We start from the raw sequence: 20,227 nt of genomic DNA, 5'->3' as shown, positions 1-20,227 counted from the left end.
ATTGTGTTTACGTTGTTTTTACTGGAGGTTGGGACAAAAAAGCGCAGAACCCAGGGCTCTGCGCTTTCATTTGGTTGGGATTTGTTCGGCTAGATGCTACTTCTTGGCTTCGCTCTTGTTGTCGTAGCGCTTGCTCCACTCGTTCAAGACGCTTTCGCGGTTTTTGGCCGCCTCGTTCAGGTCGTTCTTGATCAACTGCTTGATCGGGTCTTGATCATAGCCTTCCGGAATTTGGCTGCCGTCGCTTTTCACGGCCAGAATCGCATAGTTTTTGCCGTATTCCTTCATGGCATCGTCGCTGATGGCCCAATCGAGGAAGTCTTTGGCCGCCTGCTTGACCGTTTTCTTCTTAAGCAGCGCATTGGCCTCGACATCCCAGCCGGAGCCTTCCTTCGGAAACACGACCTCGACCGGTGCGCCGGTTTTCTTCTCTTGTATCCCGCGGTAGCCGAAGGAGATCCCGATCGGGTACTCGCCCGTTCCGGCCATCTTCGCCGGTTTGGAGCCGGAATGCACATACATCGCGATGTTGTCGTGCAGCTTATCCATGTACGCCCACGCTTTGTCCTTGCCTTCCAACTGCACGAGCCCCGACACGGTCAGGAAGCCGGTTCCGGAGGAGGCGGGATTCGGCATCGTAATCAAGCCCTTGTACTCCGGTTTAACCAAATCGGCGTAGCTTTGCGGAACCGGGAGGCCGCGCTTCTCCATCTCTTTCTTGTTCACGATGAACGCCGTTTCCCAAGCGTCGATGCCGACCCAGCGCGTCGGGCTGTTCTTATCCTTGAAGTCCGGCAAAACCCGGTCGACGCCCTGCGGCGAATAGCCTTCAAGCATTCCGTTCTGATCCAAGACGAGCAGGCTCGTTGCGGCAAGCCCCCACACGACATCGGCCTGCGGGTTATCCTTCTCCGCAATCAGCTTCGCCGTAATGACGCCCGTCGAATCGCGAACGATGTTCAGCTTCACATCCGGATGCTTCGCTTTATACGTCTCCAGATACTTTTTGATCTGATCGTCTTCCAGCGCGGTATACACCGTGAGCTCTTTGCTTTTCGTATCGATGCCCGCATCGGCGCCCGCGCTTCCGGTATTGCCCGCTTCCGCAGCCTGCCCTTTTGGCGCAGGCTCCGTTTTTCCGCAAGCGGCCAGCAGCATGGAAAGCGCCAGCGTAAGGATGACCATAAGCGATAGAGACTTTTTCACGTCATTCTCTCTCCTTTAATTGGATATGACACCTTGGGCTTAGCCCGTTATCCTAACTATAAAGGAGTTTTGTAAAATACATATTAAATACACGTTAAGCTATTGTGTTGTTATTCTTTTTATTGGTTTTCGTTTTGTTTTAATTGAAAATGAAGCTCTTCTGTCCGTCGCCCCGATAGGCTGTTGTGCATATGGTAGTAGCATACTTGCGAATTTTATGCGAAGGAGCTGCTTCCTATGCCATACCGCATTATCGTCGATTTGTCACAACGGATGCTTCATCTGCTGGAGGGCGACCGGGTGATCCGTTCGTATCCGGTCGCGGTCGGCAAAGTGCTGACGCAGTCGCCCGTTGGCGAATACAAGATTGTGAACAAAGTACCGAATCCGGGCGGACCGTTCGGCGCATTCTGGATGGGCCTGTCGCGCCCGCATTACGGCATCCACGGCACGAACAACCCGGCGTCCATCGGCCGCGCCGTCTCCAAAGGCTGCATCCGCATGTACAACGAGGACGTGCTGGCGCTTTCCCGTCTTGTCCGCCTCGGCACGCGGGTCACGATCCGTCCTTAGCTTCCGTACACGGCAGGAGCTTCCCGCCCGGTTCCTGCCTGCGGCTCCCTGCGCTTCTTTACGATTCGGAATTCTCGTCGCTTGTCAAAACGGCACTCGGCCGTGTTTTAAATCGCGATAGCGAATGCATCAGCTCTTCCGCCATCTTGCTTAGCGATTCGGCCAAGGCGGAAATGTCTTTCATCGTCTCATATTGACTTTGGGCCGAAGCCGAAATCCCGGCGGAATGCTGAACATGCATTCGATGATTCGTTACGACGTCCGCCATGGAAGCCGCTACTTGCTCGGTTCCGGCAGCCATCTGTTGGGCCGTTGCGGTCACGTCCTGAATCTGAACGGCGATCGCCTGGAAAGTCCCCGTAATGTTCTTAAATACGGTGCTGACCGAATCGATCACCTCCGAGCCCTGCTCCACATCCTTAACGCCTTTCTGCATCGTTTGCGTCGCTTTTTGGGCGGAAAGCTGAATGTTTTTCACCAATTGCGAAATGCCCTGCGCCGACATCGCGGACTGCTCGGCCAGCTTCTTCACTTCGCCCGCGACGACGGCAAATCCCCTGCCGTGCTCGCCCGCCCGCGCCGCTTCGATCGAAGCGTTCAACGAGAGCAGCTGCGTCTGGTTGGAAATATCGGCGATCATGCCGATAATGTCGGTAATCTTCTGCGAATAATCGTACAGCTGCTGCATATCGTGCGCCGTCTGGCCTACCGATTCGCGGATCGACTTCATTTGGCCGACCGCCTCCTGAATCGCCCGGTGCCCTTCCTTGATTTCCTGCATGGACGCATCCGATACTTCCGCCACGATGCTGGACGATTCGGCCACCCTTTGGACCCCGATCGCCATTTCCTCCATCGCCCGGGAGGTTTCTACGGCGCTGTTCAGCTGACTTTCGCCGCCGTCGGTCATTTCCTTCACCGCCGCTCTGATGTGATCGGAGGCCCGGACCGATTCGACGGAGGAAGCCGTAAGCTGCTCCGAGGCGGCGGCCATTTGTTCGGAAGCCAGGTGGAACCGGTTGATCATCACGGAGAACGCATCCAGCATCCGGTTGAGATTATCAGCCACCTGCCCGACCTCGTCCTGGCTGTCCACTTCCAGTGTCGGTGTCAAATCGCCATGCGAGATTTGCTTGATCGTTTCGGACATTTTCGGGATGGTGCGCAGCATGTAACGAAGCAGCAAATAAACGGCCGAGATCAGCACGAACGTCGAACCCGCGAAATATAGGATCGTTGTCCAGACAAAAGACCGCAAGCCTGCCAGCGCTTCGGCTTCCGGCATGACGCTGACGACCTTCCAGCCGGTGAGCGGTACGGTGGAATAGCCGAAATACGCGGCCGTCCCGTTGTCGTCTTTCCCGAACATCAAGCCTGCTTCATTCTTGTCCAATTGCGCCGCGAGCTGCCCGAGATCGCCGGCCATCTCGCCAAGCTTCCGCTTCATGACGTATTCTTTGTCCGGATGGTACATCATCGTGCCGTTATTATCGAGAAGGAAGGTATAACCGCTCTGTCCGAGCTTGTACGACTCCATAATCTGCGGAAGCGTGTCCAAAAACAAATCGATGGCCACAAAGCCGATCAATGCTCCTCCGTCCCTTACCGGGTGCAGGATGCTGACGACCAGCTTGCCGCTCTGCGCATCGAGATACGGATCGGTATAGGCCATGTCCTTCGCCTTGGACGCTGCCGCGTACCAGGGCCGCTGCTTCACTTCATAGTCCGGCTTGGACAACGCGCCGCCGCTGCCGACATAGAAGCCCCCTTTGTCGCTGGCAATCCATGTAAACGCTATCGTTTTGTCCGTTGCGGAAATTTCATTCAGGGTCGTGGCCACGCTTTTATAGAGAGGGACGCTTTGCGCATGATCGCGGAGCTGCACGGTTTTTAAATAGTTGACGATTTCCTGATTGGTGGCCATTTGACGGACCAGCGTTCCCTTTTCCTTGAACAAGGCGCCTGCCTGATCGGCGATCGCTTCGCTCTTGGTGGCCAGATTCGTTTCGATTTCGTTCTGCAGCAGACGGCTGGTATGAGAATAAATCAGATAGCCGGTGAGACACGAGGAGAGGATAATGACGGCAAGCATAGCTATAGCCAGCTTGGTGGAAATGCTTTTCCTAATGTGTGTGGCAGAAATCCATTGGCGGATGATATTCATGTTGTCGACGACCTCTTTCGGAGTCTTATGTAGTTTCCACTAACGCAGCCTTCCGGCTATTGTTGTCACACTGTCCCGATCTTGACTCTCCGTCCCGGCATGGCCGGGTTGTCTTTCACCGCCTTATGTCCCCCGATTATCGCTTTTATGTACTTCATTAAAACACAATTCGACCATTTTCGACAATATCCAAGTTAACCAATGCGTATTTTTCTAACCGCTTTCCCCTCGATGCCCCAATTTTCCATGCCCGCAAAATCGGGTATACTGGCTTACAGGACGGAATAATTGAACATAAGGTCAGGTGAGCGGGTTTGCTGCGGATATGCGCCGTTACTCACGATTCAGATTTACTTACCGATATTGGGCTGGAGAGGCTGGACGATCCCGACATCGCCTGGTATTGGGTCGATTTCAATCAACCGACGGAGCAAGAAGCGAAGCTGCTGGAAAGCCATTTTCGTTTCCACCCGCTTGCGATCGAGGATTGCTATCATTTGCTGCAGCGGCCGAAGGTGGACCATTACGAAACCGTCCATTTTTTCGTGCTGCACGCGCTGAATCCCCGTACGCTGTCGGCGCAGGAGGTGGATATGTTTCTCGGCAGCCGCTTTCTGGTGACGTTTCACTTCGGCCAGCAGCCGGAGCTTGACGAGGCGTGGCAGCGCATGCAGGAGCAGCCTTCCTGCCAGGAGAAAGGACATCTGTACGCGGCCTATCTGGTGATGGACAAGCTCGTGGACGAATATTTTCCGGCGGTGTATGAGCTGGAGGACGAGCTGCTGGGAATTGAGGCCGGAAGCCGCAAGCGTTCGGTGCAGCAAATGATGGACGATATTTTCGAAATTCGGGGACGATTGCTGAAATTGCGGCGGACGATCGTGCCGATGCGCGATCTGCTGTACCGGGTCGTGAACTCGGAGCGGATCGAGGGCGTCAAGGAGCATCTGTTTTATTTTACGGACGTGTACGACCACCTGCTCAAGCTGGCGGAGATGATCGAATCGAACCGGGACATGACCGCCGACATGCGCGACAGCTACATCTCCATGAACTCCAACCGGATGAACACGATCATGAAGACGCTCACGGTCATCACGACCATTTTCATGCCATTGACATTTATCGCCGGCATTTACGGGATGAACTTCGATTATATGCCCGAGCTGAAATGGCATGGCGGGTACTTCTTCGTGCTCGGCGTCATGTTCGGCATCGGGGCGGGGATGTTCTGGTGGTTCAAGCGGAAGGGCTGGTTCGACTGAACCGGCGATCCGTGCTATACTTACAGCAGAGCTTATGGAAAGGCTCTGTTTCGTTATATAAGGAGAGTAGGCTTCCATGATCATCCAGTTTATTCGCTATCGTTAATATAAGGTACAGAACAGGCAGCCCCCCATTTTTTTGAGCTATGGGAAGGGTTTCTTTGCGCTGTGCCTTTTTCATTCACGATAACGAATGAACGGGGTGTTTTTTGGTGTTGAAAAAAATCGATGCGGCCGCCCGATTGATCGGCCGTCACAGCTCTCTGTTTCAATGTCCCGTCTGCGGGCTTGCTATGGAAATGAACGAAAACCGGACGCTGCTTTGCCGGAACCGGCATGGCTTTGATACCGCGAAGCCGGGCTATATCTCGTTATTGACGAAATCCGTCAAAAGCGACTACGGAAAAGCGATGTTCGAAGCCCGGAATCTTGTGTGCCGGAGCGGCTTTTTTCATCCTCTGATCGGGCAGATCGGCAAGCTGATCCTTAACGGCCGCACAGAACCGGTCACCGTGCTGGATGCCGGATGCGGCGAGGGCTCTCCGCTGGCGCAGCTTGCGGACGTGTGGAAGCGCGGAACGTCTGCCGGCTTTCTCGGCATCGGGCTCGATCTGTCCAAGGAAGGCGTCGCGATTGCCGCGAGAGAGTATGCAGGCTTCCTCTGGTGCGTAGGCGATCTGGCGCGGAGTCCTTTTCGGGACCGGTCGTTCGATGTCATTCTGAACGTGTTATCCGCATCGAACTATGGGGAATTCCGCCGCTTGCTGCGCAAGGACGGCATCTTGATTAAGGTTATTCCGGGCAGCGGGCATTTGCGGCAGCTGCGGCACGCCTTGTACGACCGCTCGCCCAAGCAAGCTTATTCCAACGACAAGACAAGGGCCCTCTTCCTGCGCCATTTCGACATGCTGGACGAACGGCAGATCCGATATGACGTCGCTTTGCAAGAGGAGCAGCTCGAACCGTTGGTCCGGATGACGCCGCTGTCGTGGGGAGCCCGGGACGAGCAGATTCAGCGTGTGCTGCGGCTGGCGATCCGGGAGGTTACCGCGGATTTCACCGTACTGGTCGGGCGCGCAAAAGTCCGGTAGCCCAGCCCAGGCATAGATATAGAGGACACCTCCGCTGCATTGGAAGCATGCGGAGGTGTTCATTTTCAGCTTGCCTTCAGGTTCATGTCACGATTTCTTCATGTTTGTCTGCCATAATGCTTAAAAAAGCAGGCATCCTGTGCAAGAAAGGCTGGACGGAATTGGAGCGCAGACACAATTTCTTTTATATCCAGGCAGCCCGCGGCGTTGCCGTTCTGCTGGTCATGCTGTTTCACGCCTCGCAAACGGGGCAGCATTATTTCGGCTACAATTATCTCGGGATCAGCGAAATGGGACGCTCGGGGGCCTATACGTTTTTTTTCGCTTTGACCGGTTATTTAATGTTCACGCTGTACCGCGAACAATTCGGAAGGACGGAGCTGTTCGGTACGTTTCTGCTGAAACGGTTCTACCGCATTTATCCGTTATACTGGATCATCATGGCCGCTGTCGTCCCGGTTTATTTTCTGGTGCCGTCGTTCGGTTTCGGCTATGAGCGCAATCCCAGGGTCATCTTCGAATCGATGCTGCTGTGGCCGCAAGCTCAAGCGCCGATTCTCGGCGTCGCTTGGTCGCTGACGTACGTCGTGTGGTTTTATCTGATGTTCTCCTTGGTGTTTCTCTTGAAGGAAAAAACCGTCGCCGCGGTCTACTCAGGGTGGCTGACGATCATCGTCCTGAACGCGGTCGGGTGGATTCGGGTGAAGGATGGGCTGCTGGAGCAATTTTTGGTTAACGAGGCGCACTTGGAGTTTTTCGCCGGAATGCTCGTGGCCTATCTCGTCTGCAAGCGCCCGCTCGGCCGCAGCCTGTGGTGGATCGCAGGGGGCGGCGCCGTCTACGCGATGCTGTGGGTGCTGCGGTACGAGCAAGCCGGTTTGCGTTACACGGATCTGCTGCATACGTTCGGGTCGGCATTGGTGCTCGTCGGGGTAACGACGTGGAAAGGCCCGGCGTACCGCTGGCTGAAGCCGCTCGCGCTGTGCGGAAACGCCTCTTATTCGATCCTGCTCGCCAGTCTGCCGATGATGTCGGTCACCTTCAAGCTGGCGCGGGCCGCGCATGCGGTGGAGCGGATCGGGCCGGCGCTTACGGTCACGCTGTGCTTCCTGTCGGGACTGCTCCTGTGTCTCGCCGTATACCGCTGGGTCGAAAAGCCGCTGAACGCATTGACCAAGAAAGCCGTACAAGCGCGGAGCCGCAAAGCCCAGGAAACCTGTCCGGGCACAATGTAAAGCCAAAAGCCGTATTCCTTGGGAGGAGGGGAAGCCCCTCTTTACGGAATACGGCTTTTTAGGCTGCGGCAAGGCTTATTCCAAAGCGTGGTCTGCCGGGGTATACCCGCCCGACCATGCTTTGCGGGACGTCCAGTCCGCCGCTGCATCCTGCCAGAACGGGCGGTCCGCCGGCAGCCCGAGCGGCAGGAACACGGCGGCGCACAAGTACAAGCTGCCGGTGGAAATGTACGGCTCCCCGATTTCCGGCTGATGCCCGCAGAAGCCGATCGTCAGCCAGCCGCCTGCATCGAACGTGCCCGGCGCTTCGATCATGCGGCGCATGACCGCGGTCAGCGCACAGCGCACCTGGGCCGGCACGACATCGTCAGGCAGCTGCTCGCGCAGCGCCATCTGGGCCAGCAGCTGGAACGCGCCGAAGCGGTAAGCGAGCGAGCGCCCGACGACGGGAAACGTTCCTTCCGGCGAGATGGACCGCTCCTGCACGGCGGCGTGACGAACCCCCCGCCGCTGGACGCGCTCCCGGAGGCCCGCCCATTCGGGATAACGGTCGCCGACCGCATCCAGAAGATCGAGCAGCATCGGCTGGATGACGAAGCTGTTGTAATAGTCGGCGTGGTACTCCGGTCCGTCGCCGTACATGCCGTCGCCGAGGTACCACTGCTCATGCTGCTTCAGCGCGTAATCGATCCGCATCGGGTCCCACGAATCGTCGCCGACGACGCAGAGCGCCGCTTCGATCATGGCCGCGAACAGCAGCCAGTTGTTGAACCACGGCTTCCGGGAACGGGTCGCGCGCAGCGCTTCCTTCACGTTCGCCTTGACGCGGTCGTCCAGCCCGCTCCACAACGCCGTCGGCGCCCGCAGAATCGCATGGGCCAGAAAGGCCGCATCCACGATCGGCTGGTAGCCCTCCGCGAAATTCATCCGGTCCGGCGACTGCGGATCGGTCGCCGCATCCATCGCCAGCTGCGCCAGCCGGACGTACTCGCCGCGCAGCTCCCCTTCCGCTCCCGTCCCCGGGCCGTGCTCCAGCCACGGCGCGATGCCTGCGAGCAGCCGGCCGTACGCCTCCAGATAGGTGTACAGCTCCCGATCGTCCAGCTTCGCCTCCACCGGCATCCGCTCTTTCAGCTTGCGCTGCGACAGCGCTTCGAGCACCGGCCTCGCGATGCGCTGCATCGTTTGCAGCCAGTAGTCTCTGTCGTCGGCATGAGTCGTCACGTTCGATCTTCCTCTCGTCTGATGTTTGTTCCGTTCGCGTCCGCTACATCGCGCCGGACCTTGACTTGTACTCTCCGGGCGTGACACCGATGTATTTTTTGAACACCTTGGAGAAGTACGTCCGGTCCGAATAACCGCAGCGCAGCGCGACGACCTCGATGGAATCCTTCGTCTTCTCCAGCAGATCGGCGGCGATCTTCATCTTGTACCGGTGGACGTAGTCCGTGAAATTTTCGCCGGAGAGCTTCTTAAAGTACCGGGAAAAATAGCTCGGGTTCAAATACAAATGCGTTGCAATATCGATCGAGGTGATCGTCTCCGCCAAATGCTGCGCGATGTACTGGTCGATCGTCTGCAGCTTCGGCTCCTTGCTCGTCTGCGGCTCCCCGAGCCGTCGGCCGTTCATGATCTGCCGCAGCTTCAGCCCCATCAGCCCGAGCGCGTCGCCGAGCGTGAGCGTCTGCTGCAGGCAGGCGTACAGCGTCTCGCCGCTGAACGCCCGGTACTGGAGCTCGACGAGCCGCAGCCTGTCCGCGCACTGATGGACAAATGACGCCGGTTCCGGCCGCAGCTCCAGCGCGGAACGACGAATGCCCGCCAGCGCTTTCTCCAGCAGCGCCTCGTCGTGATCCCGGACCGCCTGCGACAATTCGGCGTACTCCTGCTCGAACCCTCCGGCTCCCGGATGATACGCTTGCGGCAAGCCGGCCGCAGGCAGCACGGTCACCGGATGCTCCGTGTAGAAAGCGGCGTAACGCTCTGCCGCCATGCGGCGGTGAGCCGCGCCGATCTCCGTAACCGCCAGCTTGTCCGCACTGGAGCTGGCGAAGAACGTCGTGCCTACGCCGAGAAATTCTTTGCATTTGGCCTGCAGCTTCGCCAAAAATGCCAGCAAATGCTCCTGCGCGTTCCATTTCAACGAAGGCCGGTAATTGAGCAGCACGGCGAGCCCTTCGTCGTCGTTGAAGGTCGTGATGCCTTCGAACTCGCCCGCCAGCTCGGCGGCAATATTCGCGACGCCGTAACGGATGAGCGGCAGGTCCTTGTGCGCATAGCGCGAGAGCACGTCGTAATACGACACATAGCCGAGCGCCAGCAGAAATGACGGCTGATCCCAGACGAGGCCGAGCCGCCCGGCGGAATCGGTCAAATAAGCGGCATCTCCGCCGCGCAGCAGCTGCTTGAAAAACGAATCCCGCAGCACATTGGCATGACGGCTCCAATCCTCGCGGTACGTCAGCTGCTCCGTCTGCGCTTTCGCCGCGCGCAGGAGCCTCACGGACTTCTCCAAGCTTTGCGCCAGCTGCTCGGCCGTCAGCTCGTCCTTGATCAAGTAGTCGTCGACGCTCAGCTTGAGCGCCTTCTGCGCATAGTGGAAGTCTTCATGGCACGTCAAAAAAATGACCCGCACCTCCGGCCGCCGCCGCAGCATTTCCGAAGCCAGCTCAAGCCCGTCCATTTGAGGCAGGCCGATATCCGACACGACGAGATCCGGCCGGAGCTCGTCGAACAGCCGCAGCGCCTTGACGCTGGAGTACGTATCCGCGACGATCTGCAGGCCGAGCGCGTTCCAATCGATCAGCTGCTTCAAATATTTCAGCATCGGCACATCATCGTCGATGATCAGGACTTTGTACATGACTATCCTCTCCCGTTGTCCATTGTCGCCCGTCAGGCTCGCATATTCAAAATAACGGTCAAGCCCCCGGACGGATTCGCCTGAAGCTTCATCGTCGCATCCGGCCCGTACGTCAGCCGAAGACGCTGCAGCACGTTGATCAATCCGACCCGCCGGTATGTCTGCGGTTTATCCGTCTCGGGCCCCTCCAGCATCCGGTTCAGCGCCTCCCGCTCCGCGTCCGGCATCCCCTCGCCGTTATCCGTTACCCGGATTTCGAGGCGCGAGCCCAGCCTTTCGGCCTCGATGTCGATTCTCGCATCGTCCAGTTTTTCGGCAAACCCATGCAGCAGCGCATTTTCGACAATCGGCTGCAGCAGCAGCTTCGGCACCTCGAATTCGGCCGCCTCGGGAGCCAACGTTACCCTCAGCTCGACGTGCAGCTCGCTGCGCAGCCGCATAATGTCCATATAATGCTCAAGCAGCTTGCATTCCGCGGCCAAGGAGGTCGGCTCGTTCACCTTCATATACGCCCGCAGCAGGCTCATCAGCGAATCGATCTGGCGGCTGTGCAGCCGGTCGCCGCCCAGAATCAGGCTGCATTTGATCGAATTAAGCGTATTGATCAAAAAATGCGGCCGGATTTGCGCGAACAACGCCTGCAGCTCGATGACGCGCTTCTGCTCCTGCTCCTGCTCAATGTTCGTGATGAGCTGCTCGATCTCGTCGAGCATCCGGTTCCACGTCTGTCCGAGCTGGGCAATCTCGTCCTTGCCCTTGCCCTGAAACCGGATCAGCCGGTTTCCCTGACTGAACTGCTTAGCCATAAAATCCAGCTTCTGAATCGGCCGGTGCAGCCGCTTGGCCAGCAGCAGCGACACGATGAAGAACAGCGCAAAGAACGGAACGACGAACAGCATGGCGATATAAAAGATTTTATAAATTTGCCCGGTCACTTCTTGGTCGGACGTCTCATAAATCATTTTCCAGCCGGTCTTGGACAGCACGGCTTCGCTCCGCAGCGTTTGGTCGGACGCGCCTCCGCCGCCGAACAGGACGGAAGCGTCCCCCGCGATAAGCCGTCCTTCCTCGTCGTATAACGCAAAGGTGCCGGAGGCCGCCTGCCGGAACAGCTTCTCGAAGTACGGATTCGTAATGCCGATGTAGAGCGTAGCCAAATAAGCGTTGTCCGCCGGGTCCCGGATCACTCTGGCCGCGTAATAAACGGGCTCGCCCTTGCCTCCCTCGGTCTGGACGCGGCTCAGCCACTGAAGCCGCTTCGGCGTATCGAGGTCGACCTGAGACTGAAGCTGCTCCCAGTGCTGGCGGAACGGAGCCAGCTGATCCGGCTCGCTGGACGGGATGATGAAGCCCTGGCCGTTAACCAGAAACATCCGGATATCCGTATTGAGCGTCTTCGCCAGCACCAGACCGAAAAAGTCCTGAATGTGCTGCTGTCTCTGGTAATCGGCAAAGCTGGCGATTTGCCGGGTATCGGTGAAGCTGCGAAGCTGAGCCCTCGCGCTCGGATCTTGTATGAAAAAATTCGACGCATACGTCAGATCGTCGATCGTCTTCGTAATATCCTTCGCCATCACGTCGACAACCGACTGGTTGGTGAGGCGAATTTTCTCCATCACCGCATCCCGCGTCATAGACAGCAAAAATACGGACACGATGACGATCGGCAGCAAAATGAGACTCAGAAACGAGAGCTGAATACGCCGGTAGTAGGAAAATTGAAACATGCTGTTCATGGTGTCGAAAGCTCCCCTCTCTTTCCTGTCCCCATTGTATCACCGGTCCTGCGCCGACCCAAGACGTTTGCTTCGACTAAGCAAAAAATAAAGGAACGGATCTGCCGCTATCCTGCGCGGTTCCAACGGCTTGAGCAAATAGAGGAACGTACGTTCGTTATCCATGTCGAATTTGATTTGGTGCAGCCCATTTTGCCCATATAACTCACCCAGGATGCTTTATTCCTGCTTTATCGTCCGTTTCGCGTTCATTAACGCATCTGCGATGCGCTATTTTTAGCGACCGTGCCCGGAAAAGCCCGCCGCGGCCTCCGTGCGCTTCCTGTCATACCCTCTAACGCTGGTGCAAACCGGACTCTGCAGGCGCAGCAGCCTTGGCCACAGGAGAGCTCCCGCTCAGCGTACGTCCCGCCTTCCTCCGTTGCGGCTCTGCGCGGCGGACGTTCGTTTCTCCGCCCTCGCTCCACTCGGACTGCCCGCTGTACAGCGGCAGCCGGTCTTCCCGACGCTCCCTCGCACGCTAACGGTATGCCCATCGCGAGTCCGCCCGATTCGTCGTGGCGCAAAGAAAGGACGCCCTGCGGCGCCCCTTTCCTTGACTACTTTTTGCTGTTCTCTTTGATGATTTTGTTCGCCTGCTCGACCATTTGCTTCTGGGCGTCCTCGGCAGACTTGCCGTCCAGAATGAACGAGCTGAACCCGTCTTCGAGCACTTTTTTCAGCTGCGGCGCATACGGCGCAACGACCTCGGACGGAGCCGGCGCGTGGATGCGTTTGTCGAACAGCGCTTTGTCAAGCGATTCGGTGTTGAAGAGATCTTTGCTTTTCGCGATCGTGCCTTCGATGATTTTCTTGTCGTCGGCCTTCTTCCAGCCGGACAATTCCTTCCTCGCATCCGACGTATTCGTCGTTACGAAACGGATGAATTGATATGCTTCGTCTTTATACTTCGAACCGGCAGCAACGGAAATGAACTGTCCGCCGATGCTCGTTTGACCGAGCTCCGCATCCTTCGAGGAGCGCGGCACCGGCGCGAACGCCACTTTGAAGTTATGCGGATACTTCTGCACGTCCGCCGAGTCGGCAACCATCCAACTGCCCGTAACGAGCATCGCCGCTTTTTCGTTGAAGAATTCCGTCCGGTACGCCAGCTTCGCGCCTACGACGTCGGCGAACGGCGTCGTGGACTTGTCTTCTTTCTCCATCGCGCGGCGGAGGTTGAAGAACGAAAGCATCGACGGATCGTCGAATTGGGTCGTACCGTCTTCCTTCAGGAACGGATTCCGCTTCTCGTTGAACAGAATCGGGTTGGCGTAATCGCCCCAGTTATGGAAGTAAGCCCCATACCGTTTGTTGTTGCCCTCGCCTTTGGTCAGCTTCTTCGCGTATTCGCGGAAGTCGTCCCAGGTCCAGCCGAGCTCCGGCACCGGCAGCTTCGCTTCATCAAGCGCCTTCTGGTTCAGCAGGACGATCCAGTTGCTGCGCTGGTACATCGCGGCGTAGTTTTTGCCTTTGTACTTCGGATTGACGTAGTACTCATCTTCCGGCTTCACGTTCTCTTTAGCGTACATATCGTCCAGAGGAGCCAGCACGCCTTGCGCCGCGCGGGCCAGCGTCTCGTCGATGCTCGGGAACAGCACCAGGTCGATCTGCTCGCCGGAGGACATCGTCACGTCCAGTTTCTTGAGCGTCTCTACCGAGTTGCCCGGCACGAGCGGCACGGACTCGACCTTGATGTTCGGGTATTTCGCCTGGAACTGGTCGATGAGCGCTTTCGTCGTCGCCCCCATGACCTCGTTGTCCCAGTTGTAATATTTCAGCGTAACGTTCTTCTGACCGCCCTCGCCTGACGCTTCCTGCTTCTCCGCCCCTTGGCCGCAGCCGCTCAGTACGGAAACCGCAAGTACCGCCCCGCTCAACAGCAACGCGCTTGTTTTCTTCATGTGAACTCCCCCTCGGGTCATGATGATGTAGGTCTCTATAGCTGCATTCTAAAGCTTTCCCGTCCAAAACGATGTGTCTAATTTTTGCCTGTCCCGTGCAATATTTTGACCTTTATCCCTTCACCCCGCCGAGCGAGATGCCGTTAATGACCTGCTTCTGGAGCACGATGAAAATAATCAGCAGCGGCAGGATCGCGGAGAGCGAAGCCATCATGATCACCGCGTAGTTGTCGGCGAATTCGTCCTTGAACATCTGCATCCCCAGCGGGATGGTGTACAAACTTTTATTGATCAGAAAAATAAGCGGCGTCTGGTAATCGTTCCACGTCCAGATGAACTTGATGATGCCGACCGTCGCCAGAATCGGCTTACAGAGCGGCAGGATGATGCTCCAGTACGTTTTGAAATAGCCCGCGCCGTCGATTTTGGCCGCCTCGATAAAATCGCTGTGAATCCCCATCATAAACTGTCTGAGCAAAAACGTGAAGTAGATCGAGAACATGCCCATCAGAACCATGCCTGCGTGCGTGTTGTACATATGCAGCCATTTCATCAGAAGATAGCGCGGCACGAGCGTCGCCTGCTCGGGAATGACCATGAACGTCAGCAGCACGCCGAAGGCGAGATCCCGGCCCTTGAAGCGCAGCTTCGTGAACGCGAACGCCGCCATCGACGAGAAGAAGATCGTGCACGCCGTCATGATCAGCGCCAGCTTGAGCGAGTTCAAGTAAAAGAGATAAAACGGCACCTTGCCCAGCCACACCTCTTGAAAGTTGCCGATAAAGTTCCAATCCTGCGGAATCCAGCGGATCGGGAACTCCATGACGTCCTTCTCGAACTTCGAGGCGGCCGAGATCATCCAGATCAGCGGAACCAGGAACAACACGGAGAACGCTCCGAGAAGGATCGTCAGGAGCCATTTGGTGAGATCGAATTTTCGTGCAGGCATACCCTTCTACTCCTCTCTAGTAATGTACTTTGCGTTTCTGGAGCTGCCAAGTGGCAAGTGTCGCCAGTCCGACAATCGCGAACAGGAGCCAGGAAATCGCGGAAGCGTAGCCCATCTTGAAGTTGCGGAAGCCTTCCTCGTAGATCCGGAAGACGATCACCGTCGAAGAATCGTTCGGTCCCCCGCCGGTCATGAAGGCGACAAGGTCGAACACCTTGAACGACGACATCAGCAGCGTGATGAACAAAAAGGACGTCGTCGGCCCGAGCAGCGGCAGCGTAATCTTCGTAAACTTATGCCAAGGCGAGGCGCCGTCGATACTGGCCGCTTCGTACATTTCTTCGGGAATGTTCGTCAAGCCCGCCAAGTAAATGACAATCTGGTAGCCGATGCCGGCCCAGATCGCAATAATAATGATCGAGAGCAGCGAGTAGTTGGAATCCGCCAGCCATTTGGGCGGGTCCGTGATGCCGAGGCTCATCAGAAACTGGTTGATTGGCCCTTTCGAAGGATGGTACAGCGCGCTCCATACCGCGCCAAGCGCGACGAGCGACGAAATGTACGGGATGAAGAAAGCGACCTTAAAATAGCTTTTCCCGTAGACGCGCGAATGAATAAGCACGGCGAGAATCAAGGCGAGCAGCATGCCGACCGGCACCGTGAGCACCGTGTAAATCAAGTTGTTTTTGAGCGCCATCAGCACTTTCTCGTCATCGAAGAGCTTCGCAAAGTTCTCGAGTCCGACAAATTTAATGGAAGAAATGCCCCCGACCAGGTTCCATTCGCTGAAGCTGAGATACAGCGAGAACAAGACCGGAAATACGTAAAGCAGCACGATCCCCACAAATTCGGGAGCCAGAAACAGCCAGCCGACCAGCGCTTCCTTCTTCGAATTGTTCCATCTGGATTTGGCCGCGCCGCCCGCCTTCCGGTTCGCAAGCTTGTTTGTCTCCATCGTCATCACCCCTGTAAGTGAACAAAACTATTGTTGATTCTTACTATATAAGAGGCTCCTCTCCCCGCGCTGCGGACGATTCTGACCGAGTTGTGCAAAATTTTTACCATGCAGGCAGGATTAGAAGGAGCGAAGCGGGCGATTTTATTCGACGTCGGGCATAGCAAAAAGGACAATCCGGGTTGAGATTCAACCTGAATTGTCCTGCATCGGAACAATTAAAGAAGATTACTTCTTCTTAAAGTTTTTCACTTCTTCCAAGGTGATGACATTTGCTTCGATTAAAGGCGTCATATCTACGATTTCTTTGGGACCTGCTTTTAATTTGTATTCTTTTCCATTGAACTTAATCCTGCCTTCGTAGCCGTTATGATAAGTCCAGCTGCCTTCCAAATCGATTCCCGTGTTGCTTTTGTATTTTTTCGCAATCGCGCCGTACAGGTCATGGAACTGCACTAAATGAGCTTTATTGACGTCTTTTTCCCAATCAATTCCTAAGTCTTGAGCCTTCTCTCTTTCCTTTCTGACTTCTTCGGAAAGGGTCTTCGCTTCTTCCAGAGTAATAAGTTTCGCATCGATGAGAGGACTGATGTCCACATTAATATGGCCGTTCGCTATCACCGTGGTTAATTTATACTCTTTATCGTTGATCAGAATTGTAGTTTTATCCCCCAAACCGCCTCCGCCGCCGACTCTGTAGTTCTTTTTCTCTAAAACCTCCGTCAAATCCATTAGAGAAAAATAGTAGTCTTCGTTCAACTGGGTGTCGGCTTTCGCCGTTTTCTCAGCTTCCGGGCTTTGCGGTTTCTCCGTTACAGGATCTTGAGGCTTCGCGGTTTCGGTTTTCACGGGGAGCGCATATGTCGTGTTTGTCACATTGGTCAGTTCAATCGTTTGGGTGTCTTCTTTATACGACACGGTGTAGCCAGTTAATTTCCCTACCTCGCGGACCGGCAAATAAGCCGTCCCCTCATACACAAGCGGGCTCGTCTCCAACGGAGTTTCCACACCATTGATTTTGAAATTGAACTTCGCAAAAACCGCCTTGATTTCTTTACCGATATCTTCCGCTGCAAATGCCGTCGCAGCCGACCCAAGCATCATCCCTACCGTAAGACCGACAATGAGTTTCTTCACCCTGCCAAACTCCTCTCCAATTATGGAATAATTTGTACAACCTTAAGACGGAACTTATACGACGAATGTTTCATTTTTTTCTATATTTTTTCATTTTGCCAACAAGCCCGGATTCCGTGTAAGATAGTCGTGAATACTATTTATTAAAGGAGGGGTGACTGTGACGTTCGGAGCCCGCGTGCTGAAAACGGGGATTGCGGTTACCCTGGCACTGTATATTAGCGTCTTGGTCGGATACACGCCGCCCGTCATCGCCGGAGTCGCTGCAATTTTTGCGATGCAGCCCTCTATTTACCGGTCGTGGCGTTATTTCCTCGAACAGCTGCAAACGAATACACTCGGCGCCGTGCTGGCCCTGGTGGCCGGTATGATTTTCTCGAACGACCCGGTTGCGGTCGGCATTGTCTGCATCCTTGCCATAATGATCTGCCTCAAACTCAAAATGGAGGAAACCGTCGGGCTGACGCTGGTAACCGTCATTGCTGTCATGGAAGCGTCCGGGCAGTGGGATTTCGCGCTCAACCGGTTTTTGCTGAGCTTAATCGGAATCGGCTCCGCATTTTTGATCAACATTACGTTCTTCCCTCCCCGCCCCAGAGTGCAGTTCGTGAAGCAGATCGAATCGATTTTCTTCAAAATGTCTCTGCTGCTGCGCACGGTCATTTCGGACGAAATCAAGGAAAGCGTATTCCGCGACGAAAAGCAGGCGTTGGAAGGAGCCCTCAAGTCGCTGACGGACAAGTACACCCTGTTCGAAGAAGAGCTGCATAAGCTCAAGCGCGCCAAATTTAGCGAGGCCCGGCATTTGGTCGTCTACAAGCAAATGCTGCACACGCTGCACAAAGGGATGGAAGTGCTGGAAGCCGTGGAGGAGCATTATTTTCAAGCGACCCGTACGCCGGAGATCGACCGGGAGTTCGACCGCCATCTGGAGAAGCTGATCAAGTTCCACGAGCACGTGCTCTTGAAATTCGAGAATAAGCTGAAAGCGGACATTTCCGAATCCGCAGTCATCGAGGTGGAGAACGAGCGCTTCCTGAAGCAGCTCATGAGCCGCTACGCCGATGCCAGCGACGGCGACCTGCGCCTCTCGATCGTAGCTGCGGCCATGTACGACTACGGCTACCAAACCGGCAGGCTGAACAAGCTGGTCGAGCAGTTCGACCGCGGCGCGGAGGACAAGGAAAATGAGCTGCTGGAATCCGTGTCGTCGTGGATTACTAAGAAGTAAGCGAGCGGCCCTTTTGCAGAAGATGCTCTGTAAGAGGGTTTTTTGTCGTCTGAAATTCTTTAAAGGGAGAATTTTGGTTCACGTCACGAAACGGTTTTTTCATTTCGTTTTATATTATGTAGACGGCAATACATAAGGAGGCGATACTTTGGAACGGCCAAGCCCCGGGGCTGAAAAGATTGCATATAACTCGGAAGTCATCGAATCCGCCATAGATCAGGTGAAATCGGGTGACAAACAAGCGTACGCCTTCATTATTCGCGAATTTGAAAAGAAAATATATACCTACTGCTATTGCATACTAAAAAGCCGCGAAGGAGCGGAAGACGCCACGCAGGATATATTCATCAAGGCCTATCAAAATATAGACCGCTACGAGAAGCAAGCCCCCTTCTCCAGGTGGCTCTACAAAATTGCCTATTATCATTGCTTGGATCAAATTCGAAAGCAGAGCCGTTGGCAGCAGCTGGTATCGCTCTACCGTGAGCGGCAGTCATTATTGTTTTCATCTTATGACAACACGGAACAAGCCGTTCATGAATTGCTCACGCATCTTAACCGGGAAGAGAGAAATATTCTGCTGCTCAAAGTGGTCGAGCAATACAGCTTCGAAGAAATAGGCCAGATCATGGATTGCAAACCGGCAACGCTGCGCCAGAAGTATGCACGGCTTCGAAAAAAATTGACCAAGCAAAAAAAGTATGAAGGGGGGGTGTCCCATGGAGAAATGGCCAAACGAACCTGATACCTGGAACTTATCTCACGCCCGGCGTACGATTCAAAATCTGGAGATGCCGGTGAACAGCTTCAGCGACAAAATTATGAGCAGGCTCGACGAGCAGAGAAGGGGAAATAACAAAAGTAAGCTGATGAAAAAAGTTTTCTTTGTCACCTCGGCGGCAGCGATCATGGGAGTCGGGATCATCGGCAGCGCTCTGGTTTCACCGGCTATGGCGGAAGCATTGAAGGGCATTCCGCTGGTGAACAGCGTCGTCAAGCTGGCGGAAGACCTCACGGGCAAGACCTATACGTTCAACCAGGCCGAACCTTGGAGCATGGGTGAAGATTCAGGCATGGTCTATAAGGCGGAAGGCACGGAATACAGTCAGATCATGTTGAATTCAAACGGTGAAGCCAAAGATATCTTAATGAACGTCAAGTGGAGCGATTTGAAGGACTCCTATAAAAAAGAGATGGAAGCGGCTCTTCAGCAGCTATTCCCCGGCCAAAATACGCAAGTCGACATCGTGGGAATCTCGGTTCAATACGGCCTTCCGGCAGACTATCCCATAAAAAGCGGCGCCGTCTATCTGAACACCCGCGTTCATAATACGTTCATCGAACTCGAGAACGGCAAGCTTCACAGGGTGGTCAGGAGCCTTGCGAATGAAGAAGTAGATCAGGCGGCGCTGAAGGCGGCCGAGTCCATATTTGCAGGCGACGGTCTGGAAGGCTTGCGGAAAGGTCCTTTGGATAATCCAAGTCTTGTAAGTCAAGACGGCAAAGAGGTGTATCAGCTTCATTTTGCAGCTTCCGATAAGTTTCCGGTGGGAGTTGTAGTAGAACAAGGGACGAACAGAATCGTTAAAGTGGTGGCTGGCGATCTGCAGGATAAAGTAGATGAAATCCCTAAAGTAGCCGATAAAATAAACGGATACAGCGAAGCCGAATTGCTGAAAAACGCAATGGTTCAAGCCAAGCAATTATTGAAAATCGATCTGGAAGGCTATAAAGCGACCAAGGATCCGAAAATGATGTCCGTCGTTTATTTTATCAAAAACGGCGCGCCGACCGTGGTAGGTCTCCATAATGCAAAGGGACAATTTTATCATCTAGGGTTCGAAGAATACGATCGGATTTTTTAAGGAGTCTACTTTTG

At 55.1% G+C, this 20,227-nt stretch carries 16 protein-coding genes; 7 read left to right on the top strand and 9 right to left on the bottom strand.

Annotated elements, in window-relative coordinates:
• Window positions 1-96 precede the first annotated feature (96 nt).
• Complete coding sequence (locus PEH01S_RS00300; protein WP_407669403.1) at window positions 97-1,185, bottom strand: putative 2-aminoethylphosphonate ABC transporter substrate-binding protein; 1,089 nt, start codon at window positions 1,183-1,185, stop codon at window positions 97-99.
• A gap of 258 nt (window positions 1,186-1,443) precedes the next feature.
• Here PEH01S_RS00300 and PEH01S_RS00295 point away from each other — a divergent pair, with 258 nt between their 5' ends.
• A complete protein-coding gene (locus PEH01S_RS00295; RefSeq protein WP_025850873.1) occupies window positions 1,444-1,779 on the top strand; it encodes a L,D-transpeptidase in 336 nt (111 codons plus the stop codon).
• A gap of 58 nt (window positions 1,780-1,837) precedes the next feature.
• On the opposite strand, the gene PEH01S_RS00290 is transcribed toward PEH01S_RS00295, so the two are convergent.
• Window positions 1,838-3,943, bottom strand: coding sequence for a methyl-accepting chemotaxis protein (locus tag PEH01S_RS00290; protein ID WP_127483544.1), 2,106 nt, complete (start codon window positions 3,941-3,943; stop codon window positions 1,838-1,840).
• Between the two features lie 314 nt (window positions 3,944-4,257).
• On the opposite strand from PEH01S_RS00290, the gene corA reads away from it, so the two are divergent.
• The 3 genes from corA (at window position 4,258) to PEH01S_RS00275 (ending at window position 7,534) form a co-directional block, all read left to right on the top strand.
• The gene (gene corA, locus PEH01S_RS00285) at window positions 4,258-5,208 is read left to right on the top strand and encodes a magnesium/cobalt transporter CorA (protein ID WP_127483543.1); all 951 of its coding nucleotides are present in this window, start codon (window positions 4,258-4,260) and stop codon (window positions 5,206-5,208) included.
• Between the two features lie 212 nt (window positions 5,209-5,420).
• On the top strand, window positions 5,421-6,299 hold the full coding sequence (locus tag PEH01S_RS00280) for a putative RNA methyltransferase (RefSeq protein WP_127483542.1): 879 nt from the start codon (window positions 5,421-5,423) through the stop codon (window positions 6,297-6,299).
• Between the two features lie 104 nt (window positions 6,300-6,403).
• Complete coding sequence (locus tag PEH01S_RS00275; RefSeq protein ID WP_164827590.1) at window positions 6,404-7,534, top strand: acyltransferase family protein; 1,131 nt, start codon at window positions 6,404-6,406, stop codon at window positions 7,532-7,534.
• Between the two features lie 75 nt (window positions 7,535-7,609).
• Here PEH01S_RS00275 and PEH01S_RS00270 read toward each other — a convergent pair whose 3' ends face one another.
• The 7 genes from PEH01S_RS00270 to PEH01S_RS00240 all read right to left on the bottom strand — a co-directional run bounded on the left by PEH01S_RS00270 (window position 7,610) and on the right by PEH01S_RS00240 (window position 17,117).
• Complete coding sequence (locus PEH01S_RS00270) at window positions 7,610-8,716, bottom strand: DUF2264 domain-containing protein (protein ID WP_127483642.1); 1,107 nt, start codon at window positions 8,714-8,716, stop codon at window positions 7,610-7,612.
• An 85-nt stretch (window positions 8,717-8,801) separates the two neighbouring features.
• Complete coding sequence (locus tag PEH01S_RS00265) at window positions 8,802-10,397, bottom strand: response regulator (protein WP_127483540.1); 1,596 nt, start codon at window positions 10,395-10,397, stop codon at window positions 8,802-8,804.
• Window positions 10,398-10,429: 32 nt separating this feature from the next.
• Window positions 10,430-12,133: a sensor histidine kinase gene (locus tag PEH01S_RS00260; RefSeq protein ID WP_127483539.1), complete on the bottom strand. Its 1,704-nt coding sequence runs from the start codon at window positions 12,131-12,133 to the stop codon at window positions 10,430-10,432.
• Window positions 12,134-12,732: 599 nt separating this feature from the next.
• Window positions 12,733-14,076, bottom strand: a complete 1,344-nt coding sequence (locus tag PEH01S_RS00255; RefSeq protein WP_025850880.1) for an ABC transporter substrate-binding protein — start codon at window positions 14,074-14,076, stop codon at window positions 12,733-12,735.
• Window positions 14,077-14,188: 112 nt separating this feature from the next.
• Complete coding sequence (locus PEH01S_RS00250; protein WP_025850881.1) at window positions 14,189-15,025, bottom strand: carbohydrate ABC transporter permease; 837 nt, start codon at window positions 15,023-15,025, stop codon at window positions 14,189-14,191.
• 16 nt (window positions 15,026-15,041) lie between these two features.
• The gene (locus PEH01S_RS00245) at window positions 15,042-15,980 is read right to left on the bottom strand and encodes a carbohydrate ABC transporter permease (protein ID WP_174807083.1); all 939 of its coding nucleotides are present in this window, start codon (window positions 15,978-15,980) and stop codon (window positions 15,042-15,044) included.
• A gap of 228 nt (window positions 15,981-16,208) precedes the next feature.
• A complete protein-coding gene (locus PEH01S_RS00240; protein ID WP_127483537.1) occupies window positions 16,209-17,117 on the bottom strand; it encodes a stalk domain-containing protein in 909 nt (302 codons plus the stop codon).
• Between the two features lie 160 nt (window positions 17,118-17,277).
• Here PEH01S_RS00240 and PEH01S_RS00235 point away from each other — a divergent pair, with 160 nt between their 5' ends.
• From PEH01S_RS00235 to PEH01S_RS00225, 3 genes are all read left to right on the top strand, one after another.
• A complete protein-coding gene (locus PEH01S_RS00235; RefSeq protein WP_127483536.1) occupies window positions 17,278-18,348 on the top strand; it encodes an FUSC family protein in 1,071 nt (356 codons plus the stop codon).
• Between the two features lie 148 nt (window positions 18,349-18,496).
• Complete coding sequence (locus PEH01S_RS00230) at window positions 18,497-19,093, top strand: RNA polymerase sigma factor (RefSeq protein ID WP_127483535.1); 597 nt, start codon at window positions 18,497-18,499, stop codon at window positions 19,091-19,093.
• A complete protein-coding gene (locus PEH01S_RS00225; RefSeq protein WP_127483534.1) occupies window positions 19,068-20,213 on the top strand; it encodes a DUF4179 domain-containing protein in 1,146 nt (381 codons plus the stop codon). The genes PEH01S_RS00230 and PEH01S_RS00225 overlap by 26 nt, the downstream gene beginning before the upstream one ends.
• Window positions 20,214-20,227: the final 14 nt, after the last annotated feature.

This window comes from Paenibacillus ehimensis NBRC 15659, from assembly GCF_004000785.1.
GTDB lineage: Bacteria > Bacillota > Bacilli > Paenibacillales > NBRC-103111 > Paenibacillus_G > Paenibacillus_G ehimensis.
The sequence above is the reverse complement of the archived record's forward strand: the minus strand, read 5'-3'. Positions and strand labels throughout refer to the sequence as shown.

What these genes read in the sequence shown, in the direction of transcription:
- PEH01S_RS00300 (WP_407669403.1), bottom strand. Translation starts at nt 1,185, where the DNA reads ATGGTCATCCTTACGCTGGCGCTTTCCATGCTGCTGGCCGCTTGCGGA.
- PEH01S_RS00295 (WP_025850873.1), top strand. Translation starts at nt 1,444, where the DNA reads ATGCCATACCGCATTATCGTCGATTTGTCACAACGGATGCTTCATCTG.
- PEH01S_RS00290 (WP_127483544.1), bottom strand. Translation starts at nt 3,943, where the DNA reads ATGAATATCATCCGCCAATGGATTTCTGCCACACACATTAGGAAAAGC.
- PEH01S_RS00270 (WP_127483642.1), bottom strand. Translation starts at nt 8,716, where the DNA reads ATGCAGCGCATCGCGAGGCCGGTGCTCGAAGCGCTGTCGCAGCGCAAG.
- PEH01S_RS00265 (WP_127483540.1), bottom strand. Translation starts at nt 10,397, where the DNA reads ATGTACAAAGTCCTGATCATCGACGATGATGTGCCGATGCTGAAATAT.
- PEH01S_RS00260 (WP_127483539.1), bottom strand. Translation starts at nt 12,133, where the DNA reads ATGAACAGCATGTTTCAATTTTCCTACTACCGGCGTATTCAGCTCTCG.
- PEH01S_RS00255 (WP_025850880.1), bottom strand. Translation starts at nt 14,076, where the DNA reads ATGAAGAAAACAAGCGCGTTGCTGTTGAGCGGGGCGGTACTTGCGGTT.
- PEH01S_RS00250 (WP_025850881.1), bottom strand. Translation starts at nt 15,025, where the DNA reads ATGCCTGCACGAAAATTCGATCTCACCAAATGGCTCCTGACGATCCTT.
- PEH01S_RS00245 (WP_174807083.1), bottom strand. Translation starts at nt 15,980, where the DNA reads ATGGAGACAAACAAGCTTGCGAACCGGAAGGCGGGCGGCGCGGCCAAA.
- PEH01S_RS00225 (WP_127483534.1), top strand. Translation starts at nt 19,068, where the DNA reads ATGGAGAAATGGCCAAACGAACCTGATACCTGGAACTTATCTCACGCC.